At 31.7% G+C, this 26,181-nt stretch carries 25 protein-coding genes and 1 tRNA gene; 19 read left to right on the forward strand and 7 right to left on the reverse strand.

Annotation, left to right across the window (positions count from 1 at the left end):
- The first annotated feature begins 57 nt into the window (after positions 1–57).
- The gene (locus tag Q385_RS09160; RefSeq protein WP_051524423.1) at positions 58–1,521 is read left to right on the forward strand and encodes a GGDEF domain-containing protein; all 1,464 of its coding nucleotides are present in this window, start codon (positions 58–60) and stop codon (positions 1,519–1,521) included.
- Here Q385_RS09160 and Q385_RS0107615 read toward each other — a convergent pair.
- Both Q385_RS0107615 and Q385_RS0107620 read right to left on the reverse strand, forming a co-directional pair.
- A complete protein-coding gene (locus tag Q385_RS0107615; protein ID WP_028951093.1) occupies positions 1,518–2,711 on the reverse strand; it encodes a nicotinamide-nucleotide amidohydrolase family protein in 1,194 nt (397 codons plus the stop codon). The genes Q385_RS09160 and Q385_RS0107615 overlap by 4 nt on opposite strands.
- 4 nt (positions 2,712–2,715) lie before the next feature.
- Positions 2,716–3,132 (reverse strand): c-type cytochrome biogenesis protein CcmI/CycH, encoded by a 417-nt coding sequence (locus Q385_RS0107620; RefSeq protein ID WP_028951094.1) that lies wholly within the window; start codon positions 3,130–3,132, stop codon positions 2,716–2,718.
- A 90-nt stretch (positions 3,133–3,222) separates the two neighbouring features.
- Between Q385_RS0107620 and Q385_RS0107625 the strand changes: the two genes are divergently transcribed.
- The 3 genes from Q385_RS0107625 (at position 3,223) to feoB (ending at position 6,323) form a co-directional block, all read left to right on the forward strand.
- Complete coding sequence (locus Q385_RS0107625) at positions 3,223–3,894, forward strand: site-2 protease family protein (RefSeq protein WP_051524424.1); 672 nt, start codon at positions 3,223–3,225, stop codon at positions 3,892–3,894.
- A 66-nt stretch (positions 3,895–3,960) separates the two neighbouring features.
- Positions 3,961–4,191 carry a FeoA family protein gene (locus Q385_RS0107630; RefSeq protein ID WP_028951096.1) on the forward strand — a complete coding sequence of 77 codons (231 nt, stop codon included), beginning with the start codon at positions 3,961–3,963 and terminating at the stop codon, positions 4,189–4,191.
- Positions 4,188–6,323 carry a ferrous iron transport protein B gene (gene feoB / locus Q385_RS0107635; RefSeq protein ID WP_037919852.1) on the forward strand — a complete coding sequence of 712 codons (2,136 nt, stop codon included), beginning with the start codon at positions 4,188–4,190 and terminating at the stop codon, positions 6,321–6,323. Before Q385_RS0107630 ends, feoB begins: the two co-directional genes overlap by 4 nt.
- Here feoB and glnD read toward each other — a convergent pair.
- Entirely contained in the window at positions 6,303–8,894 is a 2,592-nt protein-coding gene (gene glnD, locus Q385_RS0107640; protein WP_028951098.1) for a [protein-PII] uridylyltransferase, read from the reverse strand. The two genes, feoB and glnD, sit on opposite strands and share 21 nt — an antisense overlap.
- Before the next feature lie 48 nt (positions 8,895–8,942).
- Here glnD and Q385_RS09030 point away from each other — a divergent pair, with 48 nt between their 5' ends.
- Genes Q385_RS09030 through Q385_RS09035 form a run of 8 tightly spaced genes read left to right on the forward strand, consistent with a single transcriptional unit; the run spans position 8,943 to position 15,723 of the window.
- Positions 8,943–9,569 carry a purine nucleoside phosphorylase YfiH/LACC1 family protein gene (locus tag Q385_RS09030; protein WP_051524425.1) on the forward strand — a complete coding sequence of 209 codons (627 nt, stop codon included), beginning with the start codon at positions 8,943–8,945 and terminating at the stop codon, positions 9,567–9,569.
- Between the two features lie 2 nt (positions 9,570–9,571).
- Positions 9,572–10,408: an acetyl-CoA carboxylase, carboxyltransferase subunit beta gene (gene accD / locus Q385_RS0107650; RefSeq protein ID WP_028951099.1), complete on the forward strand. Its 837-nt coding sequence runs from the start codon at positions 9,572–9,574 to the stop codon at positions 10,406–10,408.
- On the forward strand, positions 10,401–10,898 hold the full coding sequence (gene mobB / locus Q385_RS0107655; RefSeq protein ID WP_028951100.1) for a molybdopterin-guanine dinucleotide biosynthesis protein B: 498 nt from the start codon (positions 10,401–10,403) through the stop codon (positions 10,896–10,898). The genes accD and mobB overlap by 8 nt, the downstream gene beginning before the upstream one ends.
- A gap of 4 nt (positions 10,899–10,902) precedes the next feature.
- Positions 10,903–11,172 carry an acylphosphatase gene (locus Q385_RS0107660; protein ID WP_028951101.1) on the forward strand — a complete coding sequence of 90 codons (270 nt, stop codon included), beginning with the start codon at positions 10,903–10,905 and terminating at the stop codon, positions 11,170–11,172.
- Positions 11,150–12,460 (forward strand): LysM peptidoglycan-binding domain-containing protein, encoded by a 1,311-nt coding sequence (locus Q385_RS0107665; RefSeq protein WP_028951102.1) that lies wholly within the window; start codon positions 11,150–11,152, stop codon positions 12,458–12,460. Before Q385_RS0107660 ends, Q385_RS0107665 begins: the two co-directional genes overlap by 23 nt.
- Before the next feature lie 19 nt (positions 12,461–12,479).
- Entirely contained in the window at positions 12,480–13,679 is a 1,200-nt protein-coding gene (locus Q385_RS0107670; protein ID WP_028951103.1) for an aminotransferase class I/II-fold pyridoxal phosphate-dependent enzyme, read from the forward strand.
- A complete protein-coding gene (locus tag Q385_RS0107675) occupies positions 13,679–14,665 on the forward strand; it encodes an ABC transporter permease (RefSeq protein ID WP_028951104.1) in 987 nt (328 codons plus the stop codon). The genes Q385_RS0107670 and Q385_RS0107675 overlap by 1 nt, the downstream gene beginning before the upstream one ends.
- Positions 14,662–15,723: an ABC transporter permease gene (locus tag Q385_RS09035; protein ID WP_084609422.1), complete on the forward strand. Its 1,062-nt coding sequence runs from the start codon at positions 14,662–14,664 to the stop codon at positions 15,721–15,723. Before Q385_RS0107675 ends, Q385_RS09035 begins: the two co-directional genes overlap by 4 nt.
- 1 nt (position 15,724) lies before the next feature.
- On the opposite strand, the gene Q385_RS0107685 is transcribed toward Q385_RS09035, so the two are convergent.
- A complete protein-coding gene (locus tag Q385_RS0107685; RefSeq protein ID WP_028951105.1) occupies positions 15,725–16,399 on the reverse strand; it encodes a M48 family metallopeptidase in 675 nt (224 codons plus the stop codon).
- A 125-nt stretch (positions 16,400–16,524) separates the two neighbouring features.
- Between Q385_RS0107685 and lexA the strand changes: the two genes are divergently transcribed.
- From lexA to Q385_RS0107715, 6 genes are all read left to right on the forward strand, one after another.
- Positions 16,525–17,154: a transcriptional repressor LexA gene (lexA, locus tag Q385_RS0107690; RefSeq protein ID WP_245596378.1), complete on the forward strand. Its 630-nt coding sequence runs from the start codon at positions 16,525–16,527 to the stop codon at positions 17,152–17,154.
- Position 17,155: 1 nt separating this feature from the next.
- Complete coding sequence (locus tag Q385_RS0107695) at positions 17,156–17,593, forward strand: P-loop NTPase family protein (protein WP_028951107.1); 438 nt, start codon at positions 17,156–17,158, stop codon at positions 17,591–17,593.
- A complete protein-coding gene (locus Q385_RS0107700; protein ID WP_028951108.1) occupies positions 17,586–17,837 on the forward strand; it encodes a DUF8156 family protein in 252 nt (83 codons plus the stop codon). The genes Q385_RS0107695 and Q385_RS0107700 overlap by 8 nt, the downstream gene beginning before the upstream one ends.
- Positions 17,827–19,953, forward strand: a complete 2,127-nt coding sequence (locus tag Q385_RS0107705; RefSeq protein ID WP_028951109.1) for a DNA polymerase domain-containing protein — start codon at positions 17,827–17,829, stop codon at positions 19,951–19,953. Before Q385_RS0107700 ends, Q385_RS0107705 begins: the two co-directional genes overlap by 11 nt.
- Positions 19,954–20,042: 89 nt before the next feature.
- Complete coding sequence (gene guaA / locus Q385_RS0107710; RefSeq protein ID WP_028951110.1) at positions 20,043–21,578, forward strand: glutamine-hydrolyzing GMP synthase; 1,536 nt, start codon at positions 20,043–20,045, stop codon at positions 21,576–21,578.
- A gap of 1 nt (position 21,579) precedes the next feature.
- Positions 21,580–22,332, forward strand: coding sequence for a patatin-like phospholipase family protein (locus tag Q385_RS0107715; protein ID WP_028951111.1), 753 nt, complete (start codon positions 21,580–21,582; stop codon positions 22,330–22,332).
- Here the strand turns inward: Q385_RS0107715 and Q385_RS09040 are convergent.
- Positions 22,313–23,929, reverse strand: a complete 1,617-nt coding sequence (locus Q385_RS09040) for an ABC transporter ATP-binding protein (protein ID WP_245596379.1) — start codon at positions 23,927–23,929, stop codon at positions 22,313–22,315. The two genes, Q385_RS0107715 and Q385_RS09040, sit on opposite strands and share 20 nt — an antisense overlap.
- Before the next feature lie 148 nt (positions 23,930–24,077).
- Positions 24,078–24,587 carry a thiol peroxidase gene (tpx, locus tag Q385_RS0107725; protein ID WP_028951113.1) on the reverse strand — a complete coding sequence of 170 codons (510 nt, stop codon included), beginning with the start codon at positions 24,585–24,587 and terminating at the stop codon, positions 24,078–24,080.
- A gap of 126 nt (positions 24,588–24,713) precedes the next feature.
- Between tpx and Q385_RS0107730 the strand changes: the two genes are divergently transcribed.
- A tRNA-Ala gene (locus Q385_RS0107730) sits at positions 24,714–24,786 on the forward strand.
- A 5-nt stretch (positions 24,787–24,791) separates the two neighbouring features.
- Here Q385_RS0107730 and Q385_RS0107735 read toward each other — a convergent pair.
- Positions 24,792–26,177 carry a TldD/PmbA family protein gene (locus Q385_RS0107735; RefSeq protein ID WP_028951114.1) on the reverse strand — a complete coding sequence of 462 codons (1,386 nt, stop codon included), beginning with the start codon at positions 26,175–26,177 and terminating at the stop codon, positions 24,792–24,794.
- Between the last annotated feature and the right edge of the window lie 4 nt (positions 26,178–26,181).

Here is a 26,181-nt window from a genome sequence, read left to right on the forward strand (position 1 = left end):
ATGTTAAAATTTTAAGCATTTATTATACGATAATAAATATACAGTATGGTAAGAAAATTGAAAAAAGATTATATAGTTTTATTTATAGGTAATGTTTTTATACTTTGTTTTACTACTTTCCTCCTTTATTTAGATAAAAAAAACAGAGAATCTATTTATATACAAAGTAAAATAAATCAGCTTGCCTCAGAATTAGAAATAGAGGCAGATAAGTTTGATAACATAGCTAATATCTTTTTTTCTACAAAAGTAGAAAACGATTCAATATTGGAAATTTTAAAACAATCAGATTTTTCAAAAAGGTATATTTTGTATACCAAGTTTTACAAAGACTATAAAATTTTGCGTAAATATGGTTTTGAAAGGTTCATGTTTGTTTTACCAGATGGAACTGTTTACCTTAGATTTCATAACTTTAATAAATATGGTGATAAATTATCAGACGTTATAGAATTTTTTAAAGCCAACGATTCATTATCGATTATGGATAAAAGATTTCTAGATAGTTTGGTTTTCTATTTTCCTATATACTACCATAAACAACTTATAGGTTCTATTTATTTAAACGTTCCATTTTATAAAGTTTCTCAAGATTTATCAAAAACTTTTGGTAAAGAGTATATTTTCATAGTAAGCAAAGAATTTATAAATTTAAAAGAAAGTAAAAGTTTTATAGAGAGTGATTTAAGTAAAGACTATTTTATAGAAGGTCAAATTTTAAAAAATATAAAAAATTATGAGTTAATAAATCAATTTAATCAAAAGGCAAAAAATGATATTACCGAAAAACTGTCATCAAAAGAATCTTTTGTTATATTCAAAGAAATAGATGAGAAAATTATATCTGCAACTTTTTATTCTATTAAAAACCTATTACAAAATAAACATGTTGGTTTTATTGTCTCTTATGAAGAAGATAATACCTTTTCTATTTCTGAAAAAACTTTTTTAACAGCGTTGGGATTTTTATTTACTTTATTGATCATTATAAATATATTTATTTTTTATGTACTTAAGCTTAAAAAAGTGGCAGAGGAAAAAGCTATTACCGACAAATTAACAGGCTTATTTAATAGAAATATAATTGATAACCTTGTTGAGATTGAATATGAAAGATCAAAGAGAACTGGTAAACCTATTTCTGTTATTTTATTTGATATTGACCATTTTAAAAAGATTAACGATACTTATGGACATGACAAAGGTGATTATGTTTTAAAGACTGTAGCTCAAATAGCAAGGAAAACCTTAAGAAAATCGGATTACATTATTAGATGGGGAGGAGAAGAATTTTTAATAATTCTTCCAGAAACAGATTTAAAAGGTGCCATCACTGTTGCTGAAAAAATTAGACAAAATGTTGAAAATTTCTATTTTAAAGATATTAGTAAAGTAACTGTAAGTTTAGGTGTAACTCAGATAAAAAAGAATGAAAATTTAGAAAACGCAATAAAAAGAGCAGATCAAGCTCTTTATTTGGCTAAAAATAAAGGCAGAAACAGAGTAGAGTTTATTTACTAAATAAAATACAATCTTACTAAATTTAAAGCAAATTGGGATATATATAATCTAACGTCGTTTCTACTGCCTTTGTAAATTTCTTTGTAAACTTTTGTTTCTTTTCCGTCAGTAAAGCCTATATAGTGAAGGCCTAATGGTTTATCTGGTGTATCTCCTGTAGGTCCTGCTATTCCTGTATCGCTTACAGCAAGACTGCTACCGAAAATTTCTCTAACATTTTCAGCCATCTGTTTTGCAACTGTCCCACTTACAGCGCCGTACTTTTCTATATCTTCTTTGTTAACTTTTAAAATATTTATCTTTGCCTCGTTTGAATAAGAAACCAATCCTCCTAAAACATACTGAGAGCTTCCTTGAACGTTTACAAGTCTTGATACTATAAGACCACCGGTTGAGGATTCTGCAGTTGCAATAGTATATCCTTTTTCTTTAAGAAGTTCACCTACAACTTCTTCCATCTCTATGCTGTCTTCTGCGTATATTATATTTCCAAGCCTTTCTTTTACTTTCTGTTTTATCTGTAAAAACTCTTTTTCATCATTTTCCCATAAGAATATATCTACACCTTTTGGAGAAAAATTATAAGATATGTTTTTTATATCTTCTAACAGATAGTTTAAATCAAGCTCCTTTATTCCAAAAACTCTATAGAGCTGAGTAAATCTCTTTTTATCTTTTAATCCAAGTTTTTCTAAGGCATCGTAAAACATAGGTTCCATTTCAGAGGGAACGCCGGGAAGTGCAACTATAGCCTTTTTTACATCGTCTAAAACTTTTATAAATCCGCAAGCTCTACCGACAGGATTTTCAAGTATAGCCGAGCCGTAAGGGATTTTAGCCATACTTTTTCTCTCTGGGGTTATTTCTACACGGGCTTTTTTATACTCTGTTTTTAATTTAGATAACCACTCTTCGTGATATATAAGTGCAACACCTATGGCGTTTGCTACAGCTTGCCTTGTAATATCATCAGAGGTTGGTCCAAGTCCCCCTGATATAAATACTAGGTCTGACCTATCCAATGCATACTTTATGTAATTAGTAAGACTGTATAGGTCATCAGGAGAGATAATAATACCTACTACGTCAACCCCTTTTTCAAAAAGATTTTTAGCTATAAAAAGACCGTTTTTATCCTGTTTTCTTCCTTGAACAAACTCAGAGCCTGTTATTATTACTATTGCTTTCATCTTTTCACTCTGTATATTTTGTTATTTTTATAACTACATTTTGAGCCCCTGTTTTTACAACGATAGGTTCACTTTCACAGCTTCTTGAACTTTCCATAGGATTTCCTGATTGGGAAGTTTTGACGTATAAAATAACCTCATCTTTAAACTCTTTAAACATGTCTTCAACTAAAACGTCAGCTGGAGTTAGTTTAAAATTATAAGGGAAGCTTGGATTTTTAACTTTTTTAACAGCTAAAGGCTGAGGTGATATTCCTTTTCTTACGATGATAAACATATCTCCTTTACATTTATCTTTTAATTTTTCATCAATTAGTATTTTTCCTGAAATTTTATTTGGGTCTATAAAGTGTGCTTCTGGTGGTAGAGATTGACAGCTAAAAAGTGAAAAAGCTAAAAATATCAAAATGGCATATCTCATAAAAAACCTCTAGTGTTGTTTTATTAAACCAATTATATCATAATTGTATTATGCTAAAATAAAACGATAAAATAGCTTTTAGAGGTGCAGATGAACATAAACGTTGTTGATATTATTTTTATGATACCAGCTTTACTTATGGCTGTAATATTCCACGAAGTAGCTCACGGATTTGTTGCTTATAAACTTGGAGATGATACAGCAAAAAGAGAAGGCAGATTAACTTTAAACCCTATACCTCACATAGACCCTTTGGGTTCTTTACTTATTCCCGGAATACTTATACTTCTTAACTCTCCTATACTTTTTGGATATGCAAAACCTGTACCTATAAACCCTCTTAACTTTAAGATAGATATGAGAAAAGGAATTATAATTACGTCTTTTGCAGGACCGGGTACTAACTTTTTATTAGCCTTTTTATTTGCTGGACTGTATCATTTTATGAAAAATGAAACGTTTTTAACTTACTTTGCTTCTATCTTTGGAACAGCTTCTTTAGAATCTGTAATTATTCCTCTGGCTATATTTTTTAAGTATGCTGTATCCATAAATCTCATTTTAGGTATATTTAACCTTTTACCTATACCGCCTTTAGACGGTGGTAATATTCTCCTTAACTTTTTACCAAGAGAATTACAGGAAAAAATAGAACCTTACGAGCAGTTTGGCTTTTTCTTGATTATTCTTCTTTTAATGACTGGAATAATTGGCTTAATAATACTACCTATATACAGATTTTTCATAACAATTTTAATGTAAAAATCATAGAATTTATTTAATTTTAGCTATAATATAAATTGAGATTTAATTTAAGTTGGAGAGTTAATGAAGACTTTAAGAGATATAAAACCCGGTCAAAGTGGGAGAGTTATAGATATAACAGGTTGTGAGGATATAAAACAAAAGTTGTATGACCTTGGTATTATTCCAGGTGTAAAGGTTGAAGTTATTCAAGATGCTCCCTTTGGTGGTCCTATTAAACTTAAAGTCCATGATTACTGTCTTGCATTAAGAAAAAAAGAAGCTTCTTGTATTTTAGTAGAGGAAGAAAAATGAAAGAGATTGCAGTTGCTTTAGTCGGGAACCCTAACGTAGGAAAGTCGGCTCTTCTTAATGCAATATCAGGGTCAGATATAAAGGTCGGCAACTGGCCAGGTGTAACTGTTGAGAAATTGGAAGCTACATTAACCTACAAGGATTATAAAATCAGATTTATAGACCTTCCTGGCATTTATAGTTTAAGAAATCAATCAGCTGAAGAAAAAATAACGATAGACTTTCTACTAAAAGAAAGACCAGATGTTATATTAAACGTTGTTGATGCTACAAATTTAAGGAGAAACCTATATCTTACTTTTCAGCTGTTAGAACTTGAAATTCCTATGGTTATTTCTTTAAACATATGGGATGAAGCAGTTGAAAAAGGAATAATCATAGATTATGAAAAGATGAGTAAATTGCTGTGCTGTCCTGTAGTTCCAACTTCTGCAAAAAATAAAACAGGTATAAACCAACTTTTAGAAAAGATACTTGAAATCTATGAAAGTAAAAAATTTGTACAGTGTGAACATTTTGAATCTCAAATAGAAGAGTATTTAAAAAAAGTTATAGTTCTTGTTAAAGAGTACAATCCAGTTCTTTTAGACATCTATCCTAAAAGATACTTGGCAATATCTTTACTTGAAGGGTCTTTAAAAGACTCTATCTCTCCTGCTCTAGAAGAAAGTCTTGAAAAAATTAGAAATGAGATTAAGTCTTTGTACAAAAAAGACGTAAAAACGTTTATCGTAGAAGAAAGGTATGGAAACGTTCTAAGTGTTTATCATCAAACAGTTAAAAAACAGCAGGAAGACGTAGTAGATAGTTCTATAACATTGGATAAAATCTTTCTTCATAGATACCTTGGGCTACCGATATTCCTTCTTTTAGTTTGGATAGTTTTTGAGATTACTTTTAAAGTATCTTCTCCTTATGTTGAATGGCTTGATAAAGTGTTAAGTGTTGTATCTGGATGGACTTTGTCTCTTTTAAGCAGTATAAACACAAACGACCTTTTAAAATCTTTTATAGCAGAAGGTGTATTAGGTGGCGTTGGATTTGTTTTAACATTTATTCCTGTTTTGTTTACTCTTTATGTTATGATAGCGATACTTGAAGGTAGTGGCTACATTGCAAGAGCTGCTTTTTTAATGGATAGATTTTTCAGCAGTATAGGGCTAAGTGGAAAGTCTTTTATCCCTCTTTTACTTGGTTTTGGTTGTAATGTCCCAGCTGTTTATGCTACAAAAACGATAGAAAACACAAGGGAAAAAATACTTACTACTTTAATGATTCCGTTTATGTCCTGCGGTGCAAGGCTTACAGTTTTTGCTTTTTTTGTATCTGTATTTTTTAAAAACCATGGTGGACTTGTAATATTCTCTCTTTATTTGATAGGTATAATAACAGCTGTTATAGTTGCCCTACTTCTAAATAAATTTCACTTTAAAACTCAGTCTGAATTTTTCATTATGGAGCTTCCTCCTTACAGGCTTCCAACATTTCGATATATTTTAAAAAATGCTTGGATTAGAGTAAAAAGTTTTATAGTAGAAGCTGGAACGTTTATATTTGCTATGTCTGTTTTAATATGGTTTTTAACAAACATTCCTTACGGTGCAAAAAAAGATGAGACGATACTGGCAAAGGTGTCTCAAAAAGTTGCAGTTATATTTGAGCCTCTTGGATTTGGAACGTGGGAAGCTACAGCTTCTTTGTTTTCTGGATTTGTTGCCAAGGAAGTTGTGCTGTCAACGATGGGAAACATATACGTAGGAGAAAAAATTGAGGAAGAAACTAAAGAGCTATCTTTTCAAGAAGGAGTAAAAGAAATAGTTGTTGAGTTTGTAGATGCGAACATAAATCTTTTGAAAAACTTCATGGCTGTTTTTGGTTTTGTAAAGGTAGAGAGTGAAGAGGAATTTAATAAAAGTCTTGCTGATAGTATAAGAAGTGCGTTTACTCCTGCTTCAGCTTACTCGTTTTTAGTATTTCTACTTTTATACACTCCTTGTCTTGCAACTGTATTTGCAATAAAGCAGGAGCTTAACAGTTATAAATGGATGTTTATATCTATCGCTATAAATTTTAGCTCTGCGTGGATAATGTCTTTTATAGTTTATAGAATTTTAACTTTTTATAACTTCTAACAGTTGCTCTTGAACTGCTTTTAAAAGGGTCGTATCTGTTATTTTTTCTTTATTCTTTGTCCTTACATAAAAAGAGTCTCTTGCCCTAAGTCCCTGTGTAGAAGCTTTAACCATATGGACGTATATATCAAAAGAAGCAAAAACTCTTATAATGTCAAAAAGTAGTCCTATTCTGTCTTCTGCTGATACGTCAAAAATAGTGTATCCTTCTGACATTTCATTGTCTATTTTGACAAAGATAGGTGGTGGGACAGTACTTGCTTTAAATCCTTTTGGTCTTTTTACTGTTATCTTTTCAAAGTAAGAAGGTTCTTTCATAACATTTTCTAAAATCTCAACAAATCTATTAAATCTACTTTCATCTACAGCTTCAAGACTTGATGTAGAGATTTGCAGGTCTACAAGGTAAACTCCATCGTTTCTCTCAAAACTGTAAGCTGTAAGTATGTTTATTCCAAGGTAAGACAAAATACCTGTAATTATTAGCAGTGGATTATCAATATCTCTAACTGCTATTACAATATTAGAATAGCCAGCTCCTGTATTTTTTTCAAAATCTACGCTAAATTTATCGTCTGAAGATAAAAGTTTGTCTTCTAACTTAACATGTTTAACTATGTCATCGATTGGGGTTGAGATTATGTAGTAATCTGACAATCTGTTTATGTGCTTTTGTGCTTTCTCTTTTCCTAACTCTAATATTAGTATTTCTAAAATTTTATCTTTTTTTTCTTCTACTTTCTTTTCTATAGACTCTAAACTTCCTTCTGTTAAAAACTGAATGGATTTAGTATATAACTCTATTAGTAATGCAAATTTCCAATCGTTCCAAGCTCCTGGTCCTACTGCGTTTGCATCACAGTAAGTTAAAACTGTAAGCATATTTAAAAGTTCTTTGTTTTTTATAAGTTTTACAAACTCTGTTATTACTTTTGGCTCGTGAAGATTTCTTCTTTGGGAGATGTGTGCCATATCAAGATGATGCCTTACTAAAAAAGATACAGTCTCTATATCAGAAGGAGGATATCCAAACCTTTCTAATATATCTCTACTTAAAACCGATCCAAGTTCACTGTGGTCTGTTTTATGCCCTTTTCCTATATCGTGTAAGAATACAGCCCATATAAGAAGGTCTTTTCTTTCTATCTCTTTGTATATCTCATAAATCTGTTTCTTTTGAGGGCTGTCTATTCTTTGAAGATTTTCTAACTCTTCTAATGCTTTTATTGCGTGGGCATCTGTTGTGTACTTGTGGTAATGGTCGTACTGAAAGTGGCATCTTTGATATCCAAACTCTGGAATAATGTCATCTAAGACATAAAAGTCTTGCATCTTTTTAAGAGTTCTTGGAAGATTTGAGATATTGGAAAAAATTTCTCTTATTAATGCTTCTTCTTCCTCTGTTAAAACTTTATTTTTTAAAACTCTTTCATTTTTTCTTAAAAGATACTCAAGGGTTGAAGAGAAGTTTAATCCATAATTTTTGTAGTATTTAAAGGCTTTTAAAATGTTTACTGGGTCTCTTTCAAACTTTTTTGGGTCTAATACGTCTATCTCTTTTGACGTTCTTATAAAGACGTTGTCTATTGGTATGTACTCTTCGTAAGGATTTTCTTGTTCAATAAGGTTTTTTAGTATTCTGTTGGTTATGTTATTTATAGATTTAGCATTTAGGTAATAAAGTCTCATCATTCTTTCAACACTTTCTCTGAGTTCTTCGAAATCTGCGTTAGGGCTTGCATATCCTAATTTTTTAGCTACTTCTTCTTGTAGTGGGAATGTAAGGACATCGCATTTTTTATTACATAAAAGGTGCATCTGGTTTCTTATTTTAAGAAGGTAATCATAGGCGTTCATAAGCTCTATGTACTCTTCTTCAAGTATTATCTGTTTTTCTACAAAGTATTTATAATCGTTAACATCGTCTAAAACTTTTGCTATCCAGTATACTTCGTGAAAGTCTCTTAAGCCACCTTCACCTTCTTTAACGTGGGGTTCCATCATGTATATACTACTTCCTGTGTTTTGATATCTGATTTTTCTTGATTTTAAAGTTGCTTCTATATAAGCTCTTCTTCTTGATTTAATTAGTTTTTTAAATCTGTCTGTTAATGTTTTAAAAATTTCTTCGTTTCCGCATAAAAATCTTCCTTGAAGTAAAGCGGTTGCAACTGTTAAGTCTTCTTTTGATAGGTCTAAAAATGTTTTTATGTTTCTAGGAGAAAATCCAATGTCAACTTTTAAATCAAGTAAACAGTAGTAAAAGTTTTCTATGCCTGCTTTTAGCTTTGATATATCTTCGTGAGTATATACGATAGATATGTCTATATCTGATTTAAAACACAGCTCCCTTCTTCCGTATCCACCCAAAACAATTATAGCTATATTTTCTAAATCTGGAAAAGATATTTTTGCAAACTCTTTAATAGTTTCATCTGTAAGGTCAGAGAGCTGTCTGACTATCTCTAAACCACTTTCCCCTGCATAATGTTTTAGGATAAGTTCTTTCTTTTTTTCGTTGTAGTTACTAAGTATCCTTTTCTTTGTGTCTAAATCTAAAACTTCTACCATTTTTAAAAACCTCTTAAACTAATTTTATCACAGTGGTATAATTTTTTTATGAGATTTTATACGTTTGATAACATTTTAATAGCTTTTACAGAAAAACAAGATTTAAATCAGAGAGAGGAAAAAAACCGTTTACCTTTAAAGAATCATCTTAATGTAGATACTATACACATACCAAACCAGAAACACTCAAATAAAGTTGTAAAGATAGAAGAAGACTTAACTCAGGAATGTGATGGTATTTACACAGACAAAAAAAATACAGCTATAGGTGTTCTTACTGCAGACTGTATTCCGATAGTGCTGTTTAACAGTAAAGAGTTAGCAGTTATACACGCAGGGTGGAGAGGACTTTTTGATGGTATTATAGAAAATGGTTTTAGTCTTTTTAAAGATAAAAACGTTAAGGCATTTATTGGTGCCTGTATTAGAGGTTGTTGTTATGAAGTTGATAAACAGTTTGTAAACGATTTGAATATATCCGATAAATTTTATAAAATATACAACGATAAACCTTACTTAGATTTAGTTGCTGTAGCTATAAGTATACTGAAAAAACTCTCTGTAAAAGATATTTACGATATTGGAGAGTGTACAAAGTGTAGTGGGAAGTTTTTCTCCTACAGAAACGGAGATTTTGAAAGTAGAATACTTACAGCTGCTGTTATTAAGGAGTGAAAATGGGCTTAAAAGATTTTATCGACAAAATAAAAGGAAGAAGAAAGTTAAAAATAGAAGAAGGGTCTTGGATTAAGTGTGAAAAGTGTAAAACACTTCTTTACATAGAAGACCTTCTTAAAAATCTAAAAATATGTCCCCACTGTGGTTATACATTTAGAATGTCTGCAAAAGAAAGAGTAGACTCTCTCTTAGATAAAGTTTATTCCTACGACATTTTCTCTAAGATAAAGCCTGTTGATATACTTAACTTTAAAGATACAAAAAGGTACAAAGACAGGATTAAAGAATATCAAGAAAAAACAGGATTAAACGATGCAATAATAATTGCAAACGGTCTTATTTACGATAGAGAGGTAGTGATAGCCTCTATGGATTTTAACTTTATGGGTGGAAGTATGGGAAGTGTTGTAGGGGCAAAGTTTGTAAGAGGTGTTGAGTTTGCAATAGAAAAAAAGATTCCTTTTATATTAGTTGCAGCTTCTGGTGGAGCAAGAATGCAAGAAAGCATACTCTCCCTTATGCAGATGGCAAAAACAGCTATAGCTATTGACAGACTAAACAAAGCTGGAATACTTTACGTATCAGTCTTAACAGACCCAACTATGGGCGGTGTTTCTGCAAGTTTTGCATTTTTAGGAGACATTATAATAGCAGAGCCAGAAAGTTTAATAGGATTTGCAGGTCCGAGAGTTATAGAGCAAACAATAAGACAGCAACTACCAGAAGGCTTCCAAAGAGCAGAGTTTTTACTTGAAAAAGGACAGATTGATATGGTTGTAGATAGAAAAAACTTGAAAAAAACAATATACACACTGATAAAACACACCCATGGATAAACCAGTAATAGCAATAGTAGGAGCTCACAACAGCGGAAAGACTACTTTTATAGAGAAAGTGGTAAACATTCTGTCAGAAGAAGGCTTCAACGTCTGCTATATAAAACACGACCCAAAAGGGAAGGCAAAAACAGACACAGAAGGAAAAGACAGTTATAAAGTATATCAAGCTGGAGCAAAGCAAGTTATAGTAGCATCTCCTGATAAAGTATCATCTTTTGTAAGACTGCAAGATTATACACTTTTTGACTTTATAAAAAACTTCACGACCCAAAGCGTAGATATTATAATAGTAGAAGGATTTAAAACTGTAAAAGGTATCGACAAGTTTGAAGTGATACGAAAAGAAGAAAATAGACAGTTGATGATAAATAAGGAAGATGGATTGATTGGTGTTATAACAGACTACTACCAGTACGAGACAGTGTTTGATATTAATAACCCACAAGAATTTGTAATTTTTTTAAAAAATAACTACTTAAAGAGGTAGGAAAATGCAACTACATATAATATTTGCAGGAAGAGTTCATGGTGTAGGATTTAGAAAATTTGTAAAAAAAGTAGCAGACCAAATGAACGTAAAAGGTTTTGTAAGAAATCTTCCTGATGGAACAGTTGAAGTTTTAGCTGAAGCTGACGAAGAGACTTTAAAAAACTTTTTCCAAGCCATAGAAAATGGACCACCTTTAGCAAGTGTTAATGGTATCAGATACGAATTTTTAGAAAAAGAAGGAGGATTTGATGAGTTTAAAATCGAGTATTAAAATAGGTTTAGTATCAGCCTTAGTTCCTATTATAGCTATGGCTGAAGTTTATAAAGTTAAAAAAGGCGATACTTTAGAAAAAATAGCAAAAAAATATAACATAAGTGTTGAGGAAATTAAAAAAGCTAATAATCTTAAAGACGAAAAAAAATTAAAAGAAGGTATGAAGTTAAACATACCTGTAAAAACTTCTAAAGAAGAGAAGAAGAAAAAACACGAGGTAGCAGAAGAAACTTACACAGTTAAAAAAGGTGATACCCTTGAAACAATAGCCAAAAAGTACGGGTTAACGGTAAAAGAGATTATGGATTACAACAGTATGAAAGACGAAAAAATATTCGCAGGTGATGAGCTTAAAATACCTGTAAAAAGGTCAGCTAAGAAAAAAGAAGAAGAGGCAACGCCTCAAATAGACTACTCTAAATGTGAAGTATACACCTTAAAAAAAGGTGGAACGTTAAAACATGTATCAAAAAAAACAGGTGTAGATTTATCTATACTTGAAAAATTAAATGATATACCATCAAACCAATGGTTAAAAGCAGGAAGTAAAGTATGTATAGCACCTAAAAAAGAAAAAGTAGAAGAAAAAGTATCTAAAACAGAAGATTTAGAAAACTGTACAATCATTTACAATCCTACAAAGAAAACGTCATTGGATGAGATAGCAAGAAAGTTCCATACATCTTCAAGAAAACTTAGGAATATTAATAATTTACCATCAAGTGTAAAATATGTAGAAACAGGACAAAAAATCTGCGTCGCACGAGAAGACATCCTTTCTTCAAAAAACATAGTAGTAGAGGATAAGCATGAAACTATAAAAGAAGAGACAAGAGTCAAAGAAGAAACTCAAACAAAAGAAGTACCCCTACCTAAAAAAGTTGAACCTAAAGTTGCTAACGGTAATAATTTAGGTGTTAAATTAGATTGGCCTGTAAAAGGAAAAGTTGTTGCACCTTTCCAAAATGATGATCAAGTAAGACATCTAGGAATAGATATTCAAACAGATTGTGCAGCTCCTGTAAAAGCGTCTGAAGATGGTAAAGTGATATATGCAGGAGATGGAATAAAAGCATTTGGTAATTTAGTTGTAATAAGACATAACAATGGACTAACGACAGTTTACGGATACTTAGACAGTATTAACGTAAAAGAAGGAAGAGTTGTAAGTAAAGGAGAGATGATTGGAACTGCAGGAAAGTTGAAAAATTCAGACAACTGCGGTATCTACTTTGAAGTTAGAAAAAATGTAACACCTTTAGACCCAATGACAGTTTTAGAATAACTTATAAAGGAGTGATAGAATGCCTGAAGAATTTCCACGAATTAAAAGACTTCCACAGTACGTATTTGCTGTAGTAAACGATTTAAAAGCAAGACTAAGGAAAGAAGGAGAAGATATTATAGACCTTGGTATGGGAAATCCGGATTTACCACCAGCACCTCACATAATAGAAAAGCTGTGTGAATCTGCAAAAAAGAAAACAACCCACAGATACTCAATGTCTCAAGGAATACCAAGGCTTAGAAAAGCGATAACAGATTTTTATAAAAAAAGATATGACGTAGACCTTGACCCAGAAAAAGAAGTGATAATGACGATAGGTTCCAAGGAAGGCTTGGCTCACTTGATGCTTGCAATGCTTGAACCGGGAGACATTGCAATGGTTCCAAGTCCAAGATACCCTATTCACTACTACGCACCAGTAATAGCAGGAGCAAGTGTTTTAACCGTACCACTACCTTTAGAAGGTTCTGATAGTGAAAAACAAGAACAGTTTTTAAAAAATATTTATGAAACTTATGAAGACTCTTACCCTGAGGCAAAAGTCCTTATCCTCAACTTTCCTAACAATCCTACAACTATGACTGTAGATTTGGAGTTTTTTAAAGAGATAGTGGCTTTTGCTAAAAAGAAAAATCTCTGGATAATCCACGACCTTGCTTACGGAGACCTGTGTTATGATGGCTATAAAGCACCAAGTATTCTACAAGTAGAAGGAGCCAAAGATGTTGCAGTTGAAACGTACTCTATGACGAAAGGTTTTTCAATGGCAGGATGGAGGGTTGCTTTTGTCTTAGGAAATGAAACACTTGTGTATAACCTTAAAAGACTTAAAAGCTACCTTGATTACGGAACGTTTACACCTATTCAAGTAGCAAGTATAATAGCCTTAGAAGGGGATTACTCTGTTGTAGAAAAGGCAAGGGATACTTACTCTAAGAGGTTGGATATTTTAGTAGATGGGCTAAATAAAGCTGGGTGGCCTGTAGAAAAACCTAAAGCAACTATGTTCTTATGGGCAAAAATTCCAGAAAAATTTAGACATTTAGGCTCAATAGAGTTTAGCAAACTTCTTCTAACAGAAGGAAAGGTAGCGGTAGCTCCGGGAATAGGCTTTGGAGAGCACGGAGAAGGTTATGTTAGATTTGCAGTAGTTGAAAACGAAAAAAGAATAAGGCAGGCAGTCTCAAACATTAAAAAACTTATGAAAAAATACTGATGATACTTTACATCTTAAAAAGACTTTTTCAGATGATCCCTCTTATAGTAGGGATCACTTTTCTTTCTTTTGTTATTATCCAGATGGCACCGGGAGACTATTTAGACCAGCTGAGAATGAACCCTCAAATATCTGAATCTACAATTGAAAAACTAAAACAAACTTACGGGTTAGACCAACCTATCCTTATCCAGTACTTTAAATGGCTTTCAAATGCTATTCTTTTTGACCTTGGTTTTTCTTTTAGTTATAACATGCCAGTTTTAGAGCTTATAAAAGAGAGAGTACCTAATACTTTATTTTTATCAATAACTTCTGGTTTACTTGCATGGCTACTGGCAGTTCCTCTGGGTATATTTGCAGCTTTAAAGCCTAACTCTGTTGTAGATAAATTTATACAGATATTCTCATTTACGTTTATGTCTTTACCTTCTTTCTTTTTGGCTTTTTTGTTACTTTTTTTTGCTGTAAAAACAGGTTTACTTCCAACTGGAGGAGCTACAGGTCCTGGATATGAAAATATGCCTTTTTGGGAGAAAATTTTAGATAGAGTGTGGCATGTTAGCCTTCCTGCTTTTGTCCTTGCTATTACATCTTTAGCTGGATTGATAAGACTTGTTAGAAGTGCTATGATTGAAGCTCTTGTATCAGAATACGTTCTTTTTGCAAGGGCAAAAGGTTTATCTGAAAAGCAGGTTGTATTAAAACACGCATTAAGGAACGCCTTAAACCCATTTATAACTATCCTTGGCTTTGAGATAGCATCTTTACTCTCAGGAGCTGCTTTAGTGGAGATTATTGTAAACTGGCCGGGAATGGGTATGCTTATGCTTGATGCTGTTTTATCTCAGGATTTGTATCTTGTAATGGGTGGACTTTACATAGGCTCAATAATGCTCATTGTAGGGAATCTTATAGCTGACTTGCTTCTTGCAAAGTTAGACCCAAGAATAAGACAAAGAGAAGTGGAAGGAATACTAAAGTGAAAGAAGTTTTTAAATACATCAAAAAAAATAAGTTTGCCTACATATCTTTGTACATACTTGGTATATTCTACTTTTCAGCCTTGTTTGCAGACTTTGTAGCACCTTATCCTTACGATATTCAACACAGGGACACTCCTTACCATCCACCAACTCAAATTCACTTTTTTGATGAAAAAGGAAATTTTCACTTAAGACCTTTTGTTTACAAATACGACCTTGTTGACCCTGTTTTTAAAAGTTATAAAGTAAACTACGATGTTAAATATCCAGTAGAGTTTTTTGTAAGGGGGCATGAGCATTACTTACTTGGATTTATAAAAACAGACCTACATCTTTTTGGCGTAAAAGAAGGTAAGATTTTTCTTTTAGGAGCTGATAACTTAGGGAGAGATATATTTTCAAGGATGCTTTATGCATCTCGCATATCTTTATCTATTGGTATAATAGGCGTTTTACTTTCTTTTACTATTGGAGCTATTGTAGGTGGAGTAGCTGGATACTTTGGTGGGAAAGTTGATAACATTCTTATGAGGTTGTCTGAAATAGTAATGTCTTTTCCCGGATTTTATCTTATGCTTGCTTTAAGAGCTGTTTTTCCAATAACTTTATCTTCTGTAGAAGTGTTTTTGCTAATAGTGGTAATACTTTCTTTTGTTGGTTGGGCTGGACTGGCAAGGGTTATAAGAGGAATGGTTTTATCTATAAGGGAGCAAGAGTACGTATTAGCTGCAAAATCTTACGGGGCATCGTCTTTCAGAATTATAACAAAACATATAATACCAAACACTTTTTCTTATCTACTTATTGCTGCAACCCTTTCTATACCTGGATACATACTGGGAGAAAGTGCGTTAAGCCTTTTAGGGCTTGGAATACAAGAGCCATATGCAAGCTGGGGTAATATGCTCTCTTCTGCAAGGAGCATCACTGCCATCTCCTCTTATCCTTGGATACTTGCTCCCGGAGTTGCAATATTTTTAACTATTCTTGCCTTCAACTTGCTGGGAGATGCCTTAAGAGACGCTTTAGACCCTAAACTTAAAAGATTGATAAAGTAAGTTAGATTCTTAAAGTGTGTCCGTTTTTTTTAAGCCAGCCATCATAATTTTCATAATCTGGCATAATTATTTTTACTTTGCTCCAAAAATCTTTACTGTGATTTTTTTCTACTATATGTACAAGTTCGTGGACTACAACGTAATCAATTACTGGTAAAGGTGCCATTATAAGTCTCCAAGAGAAGTTAAGATTATTATTATGAGAACACGAACCCCATCTTTTTTGAGCGTTTGTTATATTTATACAGTTATACTTAAATCCTCTTTTTTGAGCATAAAATTCTACCCTTTCCTTTATCTTTTTGTATGCTTTATCTTTGTACCACTGAATAAAAATATTTCTAGCTACTGGTAGATAATCTTTTAACAAATAAAAGCCATTATTGAAAATGAGAGGTTTGTTTTGATTTTCTGCTATCGTGAGCTTGTAATAGTTTCCAAGATATAAAAATTCTTCACCACTTATAAATTCTTTTTTACCTGATTTTGAGTTTCTTTTATTTATCTCTTCTAACTTTTTCTCTATCCATCCTTTGTGTTTCACAACCAACTTTAACACAGTATCATCATCCGCATGATAAGGTGCTTTTATTATTATGGTTGCATCATCTGTTATTTGAAGGGCTACCGTTTTTCTGTTGCTTCTTATAATCTTTTCTATTTTTATGTTATCCATTGCCACCACCATAAATATGGTAAGAAAGTTCAGATAGATAGTTAAACATAACTAAAAGTGAAATTCAAATATAACAAAAATTTAGCCTCTTGATTTTCGGTTTTTTTTCGGTTATAATAAAAATAGTGAGTATAAATAAAAAGGAAAATATATGCATGCGTAAAAAACAGCAAGAAATACTTAATTTTATTGAAAGCTTTTATAAAAGAAACAGAAGATTTCCAACATTAAAAGAAATAGCATCACATTTTAATATATCTGCTGTATCTACAGTACACGAGCATTTGGAAAAATTAGTTGAAGAGGGGTATTTAAAAAAAGTAAAAAGAGGAATTTATGAATTATCTTATAATGTATGGTCTTTTCCTATAATAGGATATATAGCTGCGGGTAATCCAATAGAAGCTGTTAATGATTTATTTGAAATTATAGATATATCTAATCTATTAGATTCTCATAACTGTTATGCTCTTAAAGTTAAAGGAAACTCAATGATTGATGAGCATATTTTAAACGGAGACATAATCATTGTAGAAAATAGACAAACTGCAATAAACGGAGAAATAGCGGTTGTTTTAATAGATAATCAGGAAACGACCTTAAAAAAGGTATATTTTGAAGATAAAATGGTAAAGCTTGTCTCTGCTAATCCAAATTTTGAACCAATGTATTTTGAATCTGAGAGGGTAAGAATACAGGGAGTTGTAAGAGGAATAATAAGGGATTATAAATCACAATTAAAAAGGAAGGGTTAAATTGATAGGAAAATCTGAAAATAATTGGAAAAAAATAACAGCTGATAAAGCAACATATCACGAATTAATTTTTAATTTAGCGTCTAACGGGTTAAAAGTTTGTTTTATAGAATGTAGTCATAAGTTTGACCCTTATCTAATAACACAAATAGCAAGAAAACATAAAAAAGATCATCTAAAAATACTTGAAAGAATCTTTGTAATTAGGGTATTTAACATACACCATTTAAAAACTGCAATAGAGAAAGCAAAAATTTTTGATTATATCTTTATTTCAGGGATAGAAAGGCTAATAGATAATAGCTGCGTATCTCTAAAAGAAAAAGAGTATTTTAAGGAATACCTTTTAGAACAGATAAAGAGTATAGATAAAAAAATATTTTTTATTACAAACAAAATATTAACTATTAAAAAAAGCGGAGGTATTAAAAATGGGTAGATTAATGCCATCTCCTACTGGAATTGTTTTAAAAGAAAAAGAAAGCTGGTCAGAATTTAGAAAAGCTTTGAGAAAAGATGATAGAGAAATTTTTGATGAACTATTTTCATACGCAAAATTTCATGCTACTGCAATTGGAGAATCAAATAAATTTTATCCCATGGAAGCTATATTACTTTCAATGCTTATAGAAATGAAGAAAGAAATAAACAATCTAAAAAGCCAGCTAAAAAATGGAACATAAAAATGTTTATCTTTTAGATATATATTCTAATCCTGAAGGAATTACATTATGGTTTTTATCAGAAAAAGGAGAAAAATTTAAAATAAAGAAAAGTTTTAGTCCTTACTTTTTCCTCTTAAAAACAAAAGAGAGCAAAAAGATAGTAAAACATCTTTATGATGCGTTTAAAAACAATATAAAAATAACTATAGAAATAAAAGAAGATTTAATTAATGGAGAATTAGAAGTTTTTAAAATAGTATCTAAAAATCCATTAATTCATAACAAATTAATTTTATTTTTAAAATCAACACCATTAATTGAAGAAGGTATATTTTACAATCTTCAACTCACTCCAGAACAGCTGTTTATGTTTGAAAAAGATATATTTCCATTTTTTAAATTTAAAGTAATTGGAAATAAATGGATAAGAAATGACAATGTTAGTAAAATAAATTATGAAATACCTTATCTTAAGAAAATTTATCTAAAATTTGAAATAGATAGAGAAAATCCAAAATATATAAAAACACTTCCTCCAATTTCAGTTAAGATTGAAGGAGAAAATGAAATAATAGTGGATAATGATGTTGAATACATAAACAATCTTATTGAAAAATTTGATCCAGATATCGTCATAACAGAATACGGAGATAGTATTATCCTACCAAAACTGCTTGAAAATAATGTAAGGAGTTTAAACATTGATAAAATATCATATAGATCAAAAGGTGTAAGTTTTGAATCTTATGGAAAAGTTTATTACAGGGATCCTTCTGTGTATTTAAGGGGAAGAATTCACATAGATAAGAAAAACTCTTTCTTTTACAATGAAGTAGGTTTTGAAGGGATAATAGAACTATCAAGAATATCGTCTCTTCCGGTTCAAAAGTTAGCAAGATCAGCAATCGGAACACCGATTACATCCATGGAAATGAAAAAGGCATTTCAACAAGGATATTTAATTCCATATAGAAAAAGCATTTCAGAAGATACTAAAACCGCAAAAGAACTTATGAAAATAGACAAAGGTGGTTTAACATACAGACCAATAAAAGGAATTCATGAAAACGTGGCTGAACTTGATTTTTTCTCAATGTATCCATCAATAATACTCAATTACAACTTATCTTATGAAACAATAAATTGTAAACACTCAGAATGTAAAACAAGACTTCCTTATGTAAATTACAGAGTATGTACTAAAAAATTAGGAATAGTCCCACAAGTACTAAGATTTTTACTACTTAGAAGAAAAAAATTGAAACAACTAAAAGAAGAAAAAAGACAAATTGCATTAAAATGGCTTCTTGTAGTAAGCTTTGGATACCTCGGATACAAAAATGCAATATTCGGAAGGATTGAATCCCACGAAGCAACAACAGCAATAGGAAGGATGATGCTATTATCTGCTAAAGAAGTGGCTGAAAGAGAAGGTTATAAATTTCTTCATGGTTTAACAGATTCTATATGGGTCTATAAAGAAAATGTAAATCAGCTGGATTATAAGAATTTAGAAGAAAAGATAAACAAAGTTATAAACAAAAAGTTTAAAGGAATAGCTAAGGAAAATATAGGATTTAAAATCAACCTTGAAGGAATATACGACTGGATAGTGTTTTTATCCTCAAAATTAGATGATATATCTGTTCCAAATAGATACTATGGAAAATTTAAAAATGGAGAGTTAAAAATTAGAGGAATAGAGATAAGAAGACATGATACACCGGATTTTATAAAAGATTATCAAGAAGAAGTTTTAAATATTTTAAGAACTGCTAAAAACAAAAAAGAACTCCTAGATAAGAGGCAGTTAATAGATCAGATAACAGAGAAATATAGAAATATGTTAGAAAATGGTGATATAAAAATTGAAAAATTAGTTGTAGTAAAAAGAAATTCTAAGGAAGTATTTGAGTATCAAAAAAGAACGGACATATCGGAAACGGTAGGTACATTGGTAAAAGAAGGAATAAAAGTAAATCCAGGGGAAAAAATAAACATAATCTATGTTAAAGAATATAAAGGAATGCCATACGAAATCTACATAAAGTATCCAAAATTTATAGACACTGAAAAGTATATTAAAATGTTATTTGAAAGTAAAAAAGCTTTTAATTTTGAAAATTTAGAATAGTTTAATATCTAACAGAGTGTCATTAACTTTATTTGAAAAAGCTAAGGATGTATAATATTTATAAAAAATTCTTTATTTAGGAGTTTTTAATGCATCAAGGAATAGTAATTTTAGATTTTGGCTCTCAGTATACTCAACTTATAGCAAGAAGAATAAGGGAGCTACATATTTACAGTGAGATACTTCCTTATAATACACCTGTTGAAGAGATATTAAAACATAACCCAAAAGGGATAATATTTTCTGGAGGACCTGCGTCTGTATACGAAGAAAATGCACCAAAACCTGATGAAAGAGTCTACGATTTAGGACTGCCTATACTTGGTATATGCTACGGTTTACAACTTATAACCCATCACTTTGGTGGTGAAGTTGTAAAAGCAGACAAACACGAGTATGGAAGAGCTGAAATCCAAGTTTTAAATCACGAAGATTTATTTTATGAAATTCCTGAGTTTACTCACGTTTGGATGAGCCACGCAGATAAGGTTGTAAAACTCCCAGAAGGTTTTGAAATCCTTGCAAGGTCTTTTAATGCACCTTATGCAGCGGTAAGAAATAAAGAAAAGAAAATATGGGGAGTTCAATTCCACCCAGAAGTAAGTCATACTCTATTAGGAAAAGAAATCCTTAAAAACTTTGCAGTTAGAATATGTGGTTGTAAACAAGACTGGACTATGGGCAACTTCCTTATGGAAGAGATTGTAAAGATAAGACAGACGGTAGGTAATAAAAAAGCTATTTGTGCATTGTCTGGAGGGGTTGATTCATCGGTTGCAGCTGTTTTAGTTCATAACGCCATTGGAGATAACCTTACATGTATTTTTGTAGATAACGGCTTACTTAGAAAAGGAGAAAGAGAACAGGTAGAAAAAACATTTAGAGACAACTTCCATATTCCTTTAATAGTAGTAGATGCAAGAGAAAGATTTTTAAACGCTTTAAAAGGTATAACTGACCCAGAGCAAAAAAGAAAAATAATAGGAAACCTTTTCATAGAAGTTTTTGAAGAAGAAGCTAAAAAGTTGAAAGACGTAGAGTTTTTAGTCCAAGGAACTTTATATCCTGACGTTATTGAAAGTGTGTCGGTAAAAGGACCTTCAGCAGTTATAAAAACCCACCACAACGTTGGAGGTCTTCCTGAAAGAATGAATTTAAAATTAATTGAACCTTTAAGGGAGCTGTTTAAAGATGAAGTGAGAGAGCTTGGAAAAGAGCTTGGTCTTCCTGACGAGATAATATACAGACAACCATTCCCCGGTCCTGGACTTGCTATAAGGGTAATAGGAGAAGTAAATCAAGAAAGTCTTGATATACTCAGAGAAGCTGACGCGATTGTTTTAGAGGAGATTAAAAAAGTAGGGTTGTATAAAGAACTATGGCAATCATTTGCAGTTTTACTTCCAATCCATACAGTAGGAGTGATGGGAGATTACAGAACTTACGAAAAAGTTATTGCAGTTAGAGCTGTAGAGAGTAGTGACGGTATGACAGCTGACTGGGCAAGACTTCCTTACGACCTGTTAGACACAATTATGAGAAGAATAATAAATGAAGTCAAAGGCGTAAACAGAGTAGTTTATGATATATCTTCAAAACCTCCTGCAACGATAGAGTGGGAGTAATTTGAAAATAGGATTAGTTTTATCAGGAGGAGCTGTAAGAGGGCTTGCCCACGTGGGCGTCCTTAAAGCCCTTGAAGAAAGAGGAATAAAGCCAGACTTTGTCTCTGGGGTAAGTGCAGGTTCTATCATAGGTGTATTTTACTGTAGTGGCTATACTCCCAAGGAAATGGAAGAGATAGCTCTCAAAACCAACTTTACAACTATGATAAAACCATCTCTATCAAAAAAAGCTTTTTTTAGTTTAGATAGTATTGAAGATTTTCTTAGAAAATATATACCATATAAAAAATTAGAAGAGTTAAAAACTCCTTTGTACGTTTCTGCAACAAATTTAAACACTGCCAACATAGATTTTTTTAGTGAAGGAGATGTAGTAAAAATAATAAAAGCCTCTTGCTCTATTCCAGTAATGTTTAAACCTGTAAAAATAAGAAATCATTTTTATGTTGACGGCGGTGTTATGAATAACCTACCTGTAGAGCCTTTAATTGATAAAACCCACTATATTATAGGCAGTGAAGTAAACCCATTTTTACCAGAAGAAAAGGATTTTAGTAATGTTATTTCGATAGGAATAAGAAGCTTTTACCTTGCAATTCGGTCTAACATAGAATCACGGAAAAAATACTGTAATCTTTTTATACAACCTCCAGACCTTGTAAAAATCCCTCTTTTTGCAACTTGGAAGGCAAAAGAAGCTATAGAAATTGGCTACAACTACACTAAAAATTTAATTAAAGATTTAAATCTTTAAACGACCGTTCTTTTATCAGTCTGCCATTTTCAAAAAATAGGATTTTATCACACTTTTCTAACGTTTTTAACCTGTGGGCTATAATAAGAACTGTTTTATCATAAAAATGGCTGTAAATACTCTCCATTACATACTTTTCTGTCTCTGTGTCTAAAGCTGAAGTCCCTTCATCTATTATGACTATCTCTGGATTTTTTAAGAAAATCCTTGCTATTGCTATTCTCTGTCTTTCTCCGCCAGATAAACTACTTCCTCTTTCTCCTACAACCATTTTTATACCGTCTTTATGTTTAAAAACGAAGTCAGCTTTTGCAAGCTTTAAAGCTTGAGTAATCTCTTCTTGAGTTGCATCAGGTTTTACTATTCTAAGGTTGTTTTCTACGGTATCGTTAAACACAAAAACATCTTGAGATACAACCGCTATTTTATCCCTTAAAGACCTAATACTGTAATCTCTAAGCTCCTTATCATCTAAGAATATTTTTCCTTCATAGTTTCTATAAATTCCATAAAGGAGCTTCACAAAACTACTTTTTCCACTACCTGTAGGACCTACAATACCTACTTTTAAACCTTTTTTTATTTCTACATTTACATCTTTTAAAATATAGTGGCTATCTATTTTTAGACTTACATTTTCGTACTTTATTTTATCTTTTAAAGTTTCAAAATTTTCTCCATCTTCTTTCTCCAGAGGTAGATTTAAGACAAACAAAATCCTCTCTACAATAGGGGTTATGACTTTTACTTGAAGTAAACCTCTTTGAAGTATCTGAATAGAGTTAACAAGTATAAGTAGAGCAGATAAAAAAGAAAATAACTCTCCTGTTGTTAACTCTCCATTTATTATCCTTATTCCACCGTAAAGTATTATCCCAGAAGCTGCAAAGTAAGATGCAACTTCAATAGAAGAAAGAAAAAAAACGTCGTATAGTGCATTTTTTCTTTGATTTTTAAAAAATGTTTGATTAATCTTTTCAAAGATGTTGATTATAAACTCTTTTTTAAACAGTTTTACTGTTTCAAGTCCTGATATAACTTGGTTTAAAAACTGAGTATACTCTGATACTGATTCTTGCAGCTTTTGAGAGTACTTTTTTCTTTTATTTCCAAAGTAGTTAAAAGATAAGGCAAAAAGTGGTGTTGCCACTAAAAATATAGCAAACAGCTTCCAGTCCATATAAACAAGAACAAAAACCATTGCAACTACGGTAAAAATCTGAGTAAAAAGGTCTATTCCTAAAAAAATCATTGAGTTTCTAAATGCTTCTACATCGTTTGTAGCTCTACTTAGAATATCTCCGTACTTTTTCCCTAAAAAAGCAGAAAAGTCTGCATTTATAATCTTATTAAATATCTCTTCTCTAATGTTTTTTACTACTTTTGCAAGTGCAAGGGGAAAAAGATACTCTTTTAGAATAAAGCCGATTTGTTTTAAAATAGCCAGTCCTAAGATTAAAAGGATTATAAGTTTTAACTTTTCTAAATTTTTTTCTATAAAAACTTTATCTATGACATCTTTTACGATAAATGTAAGTCCTGATAAGCTTCCAGCTTCTATTAGACTTCCTAAAAGTGAGAAAAAAAGTAAAATCAAGTAAGGTCTAAATCTTTGATAAATAAATCTTAAAGTTAAAATTTTCAGCTCCTGAGAGTTGGATAATAGTATAGATAATATATCACAATATTTGATTTGATGAGAAGAAGGATTTAAAACCCCCCTGCTTACGCAGGGAGTTAGAACATTACTTGAGTAAATTAGCTACTGCTTGTAAAACTTCGTCGTAGTTAGGCTCTTCTGTTATTTCTGGAACTATTTGCTTGTAAGCTACTGTTCCGTCTTTATCTACTACAAATACAGCTCTTGCAAGGATTCCTTTTAATGCTCCCTCAGCTATTAAAACACCGTACTTTTCCATATCTCTGTATCTAAAGTCAGATGCAACAGTTATGTTCCCGATGTTGAAAGACTCACAGAATCTTTTTTCTGCAAATGGTAAGTCCATAGATACAACTGTTACGTCAACGTCGTATCCAGCACATTTTTCATTGAAAGTTTTTGTTTCTTTTTCACAAACAGGAGTGTCTAAAGATGGAACTGTGATAATGACTTGAACCTTTCCTTTTGCACCACCTATTCTTTTTTCTGATAAGTCAGATGCTACTACTACAGCTTCTGGAGCTTTGTCTCCTACGTTAAGTTGTGGTCCTGCTAATGCCACAGGATTTCCTTTTAAATTTACTGTTGTTGCCATTACAACACCTCCCAAAAAATTTGATTATAATTTTAACGAAACCTTTATTTAAGTAATATGATTGTAATCAAAGGTGATTTATGATAATTGACAGAGTTTTTTCAAAGTGTTATCTTATTATAGTAGGGGGACGTAGCTCAGTTGGGAGAGCGCTTGCATGGCATGCAAGAGGTCGGGGGTTCAAGTCCCCTCGTCTCCATTATATTAAAGCACACCACCAAGAGTTAATCTTTTTATCCTAACTGTAGGTTGAGCATCACTTACAGGAGCTCTCTGTCCATCTTTTCCACAAGTTCCAATCGCCCATCCTAAGTCATATCCTACCGCATCAATATCCATAAGAGCTTGAGGTCCATTACCTATTAAAGTTGCTCCTTTTATAGGGTAAGTAATTTCTCCGTTTTCTACTCTGTATCCTTCAATTATTTCAAATACAAAGTCTCCGTTAACTGTGTTTACTTGTCCACCGCCCATCTTTACTACGTATATGCCATCTTTTGTGTCTTTTATAATATCTGATGGGTTGTCTTTTCCTGCATCTATGTAAGTGTTTGTCATTCTGACAATTGGTATGTTTTTATAACCGTCCCTTCTTCCGTTTCCTGTTGACTGTTTACCTTCTTTCATGGCTGTTAATCTGTCATACATATAACCAACTAAAATTCCGTTTTCTATAAGGACTTTTCTTTGAGCTGGGACACCTTCATCATCAAAATTAAAAGAACCGTTTTTACCTTTTAACGTTCCATCATCTATAACTGTAACAAGGTCAGAAGCTACTTTTTGTCCTATCTTTCCTTTGTAAACTGACAAACCTTGATTTACAAGGTCTGCTTCTAAACCATGCCCTACTGCTTCGTGAATCATAGTCCCGCCAGCGTGAGAAGACATTACAACTGTAAAACTTCCAGCTGGTGCAGGTTTTGCCTTTAATCCTAAGACAGCTCTTTCAGCTGCTTTTGTAGCTACATAATCTATAACATCAATAAAGTCTTCGTTAAAAAGTTCGTAGCCTACACTTCCTCCAGTTGCTTCATAACCACGGTATAAAGAAGATCCATCACTTGCTATCGCTTCAACAAAAAATACTACTCTTACTTGGTGGTCTTCTACAATTTCTCCAAGAGAGTTTATGATTAAAATATCTCTTTTTACATCTCTTAAAGTTACTGATACCTGTTTTATTCTTTCATCGTAAGACCTTGCTATTTCGTTTGCTCTTTCTAAAAAATCTTTTTTCTTTTTTATATCAAACTCGTCAGGGTCTATTAAAACTTCTGTTTTACCTATGTAGTGGCTTTTTCCTACTGCTATCTTTCCTTCTCCTTCGTATTTAGCCAATGTTTTTGCCAAATTCAACAGATTTTCATAGGTTAAATCACTTGTATAACCATAATTTGTCTTAAAGTTTTTTATAAGTCTTAAACCTACTCCAGTATCTCTTCCACTATTTACTTTTTCTATTTTGTTATCTTCTAAGTTAAGCGTTAAACTTTTTAAATCCTCAAAGAATATCTCTCCGTATTCTCCTTTATCTGCCAATAACGCTGTAAGTATGTAAGGTGCTTTTTCTCTAATAAGCTCTTTCATAGTT

Source organism: Sulfurihydrogenibium subterraneum DSM 15120 (assembly GCF_000619805.1).
GTDB lineage: Bacteria > Aquificota > Aquificia > Aquificales > Hydrogenothermaceae > Sulfurihydrogenibium > Sulfurihydrogenibium subterraneum.

Bases quoted from the DNA above. Each gene is read 5' to 3' on its own strand.
- Q385_RS0107615 (WP_028951093.1), bottom strand. From the start codon at position 2,711: ATGAAAGCAATAGTAATAATAACAGGCTCTGAGTTTGTTCAAGGAAGA.
- Q385_RS0107620 (WP_028951094.1), bottom strand. From the start codon at position 3,132: ATGAGATATGCCATTTTGATATTTTTAGCTTTTTCACTTTTTAGCTGT.
- Q385_RS0107625 (WP_051524424.1), top strand. From the start codon at position 3,223: ATGAACATAAACGTTGTTGATATTATTTTTATGATACCAGCTTTACTT.
- Q385_RS0107630 (WP_028951096.1), top strand. From the start codon at position 3,961: ATGAAGACTTTAAGAGATATAAAACCCGGTCAAAGTGGGAGAGTTATA.
- feoB (WP_037919852.1), top strand. From the start codon at position 4,188: ATGAAAGAGATTGCAGTTGCTTTAGTCGGGAACCCTAACGTAGGAAAG.
- glnD (WP_028951098.1), bottom strand. From the start codon at position 8,894: ATGGTAGAAGTTTTAGATTTAGACACAAAGAAAAGGATACTTAGTAAC.
- Q385_RS09030 (WP_051524425.1), top strand. From the start codon at position 8,943: ATGAGATTTTATACGTTTGATAACATTTTAATAGCTTTTACAGAAAAA.
- accD (WP_028951099.1), top strand. From the start codon at position 9,572: ATGGGCTTAAAAGATTTTATCGACAAAATAAAAGGAAGAAGAAAGTTA.
- mobB (WP_028951100.1), top strand. From the start codon at position 10,401: ATGGATAAACCAGTAATAGCAATAGTAGGAGCTCACAACAGCGGAAAG.
- Q385_RS0107660 (WP_028951101.1), top strand. From the start codon at position 10,903: ATGCAACTACATATAATATTTGCAGGAAGAGTTCATGGTGTAGGATTT.
- Q385_RS0107665 (WP_028951102.1), top strand. From the start codon at position 11,150: ATGAGTTTAAAATCGAGTATTAAAATAGGTTTAGTATCAGCCTTAGTT.
- Q385_RS0107670 (WP_028951103.1), top strand. From the start codon at position 12,480: ATGCCTGAAGAATTTCCACGAATTAAAAGACTTCCACAGTACGTATTT.
- Q385_RS0107675 (WP_028951104.1), top strand. From the start codon at position 13,679: ATGATACTTTACATCTTAAAAAGACTTTTTCAGATGATCCCTCTTATA.
- Q385_RS0107685 (WP_028951105.1), bottom strand. From the start codon at position 16,399: ATGGATAACATAAAAATAGAAAAGATTATAAGAAGCAACAGAAAAACG.
- Q385_RS0107700 (WP_028951108.1), top strand. From the start codon at position 17,586: ATGGGTAGATTAATGCCATCTCCTACTGGAATTGTTTTAAAAGAAAAA.
- Q385_RS0107705 (WP_028951109.1), top strand. From the start codon at position 17,827: ATGGAACATAAAAATGTTTATCTTTTAGATATATATTCTAATCCTGAA.
- guaA (WP_028951110.1), top strand. From the start codon at position 20,043: ATGCATCAAGGAATAGTAATTTTAGATTTTGGCTCTCAGTATACTCAA.
- tpx (WP_028951113.1), bottom strand. From the start codon at position 24,587: ATGGCAACAACAGTAAATTTAAAAGGAAATCCTGTGGCATTAGCAGGA.
- Q385_RS0107735 (WP_028951114.1), bottom strand. From the start codon at position 26,177: ATGAAAGAGCTTATTAGAGAAAAAGCACCTTACATACTTACAGCGTTA.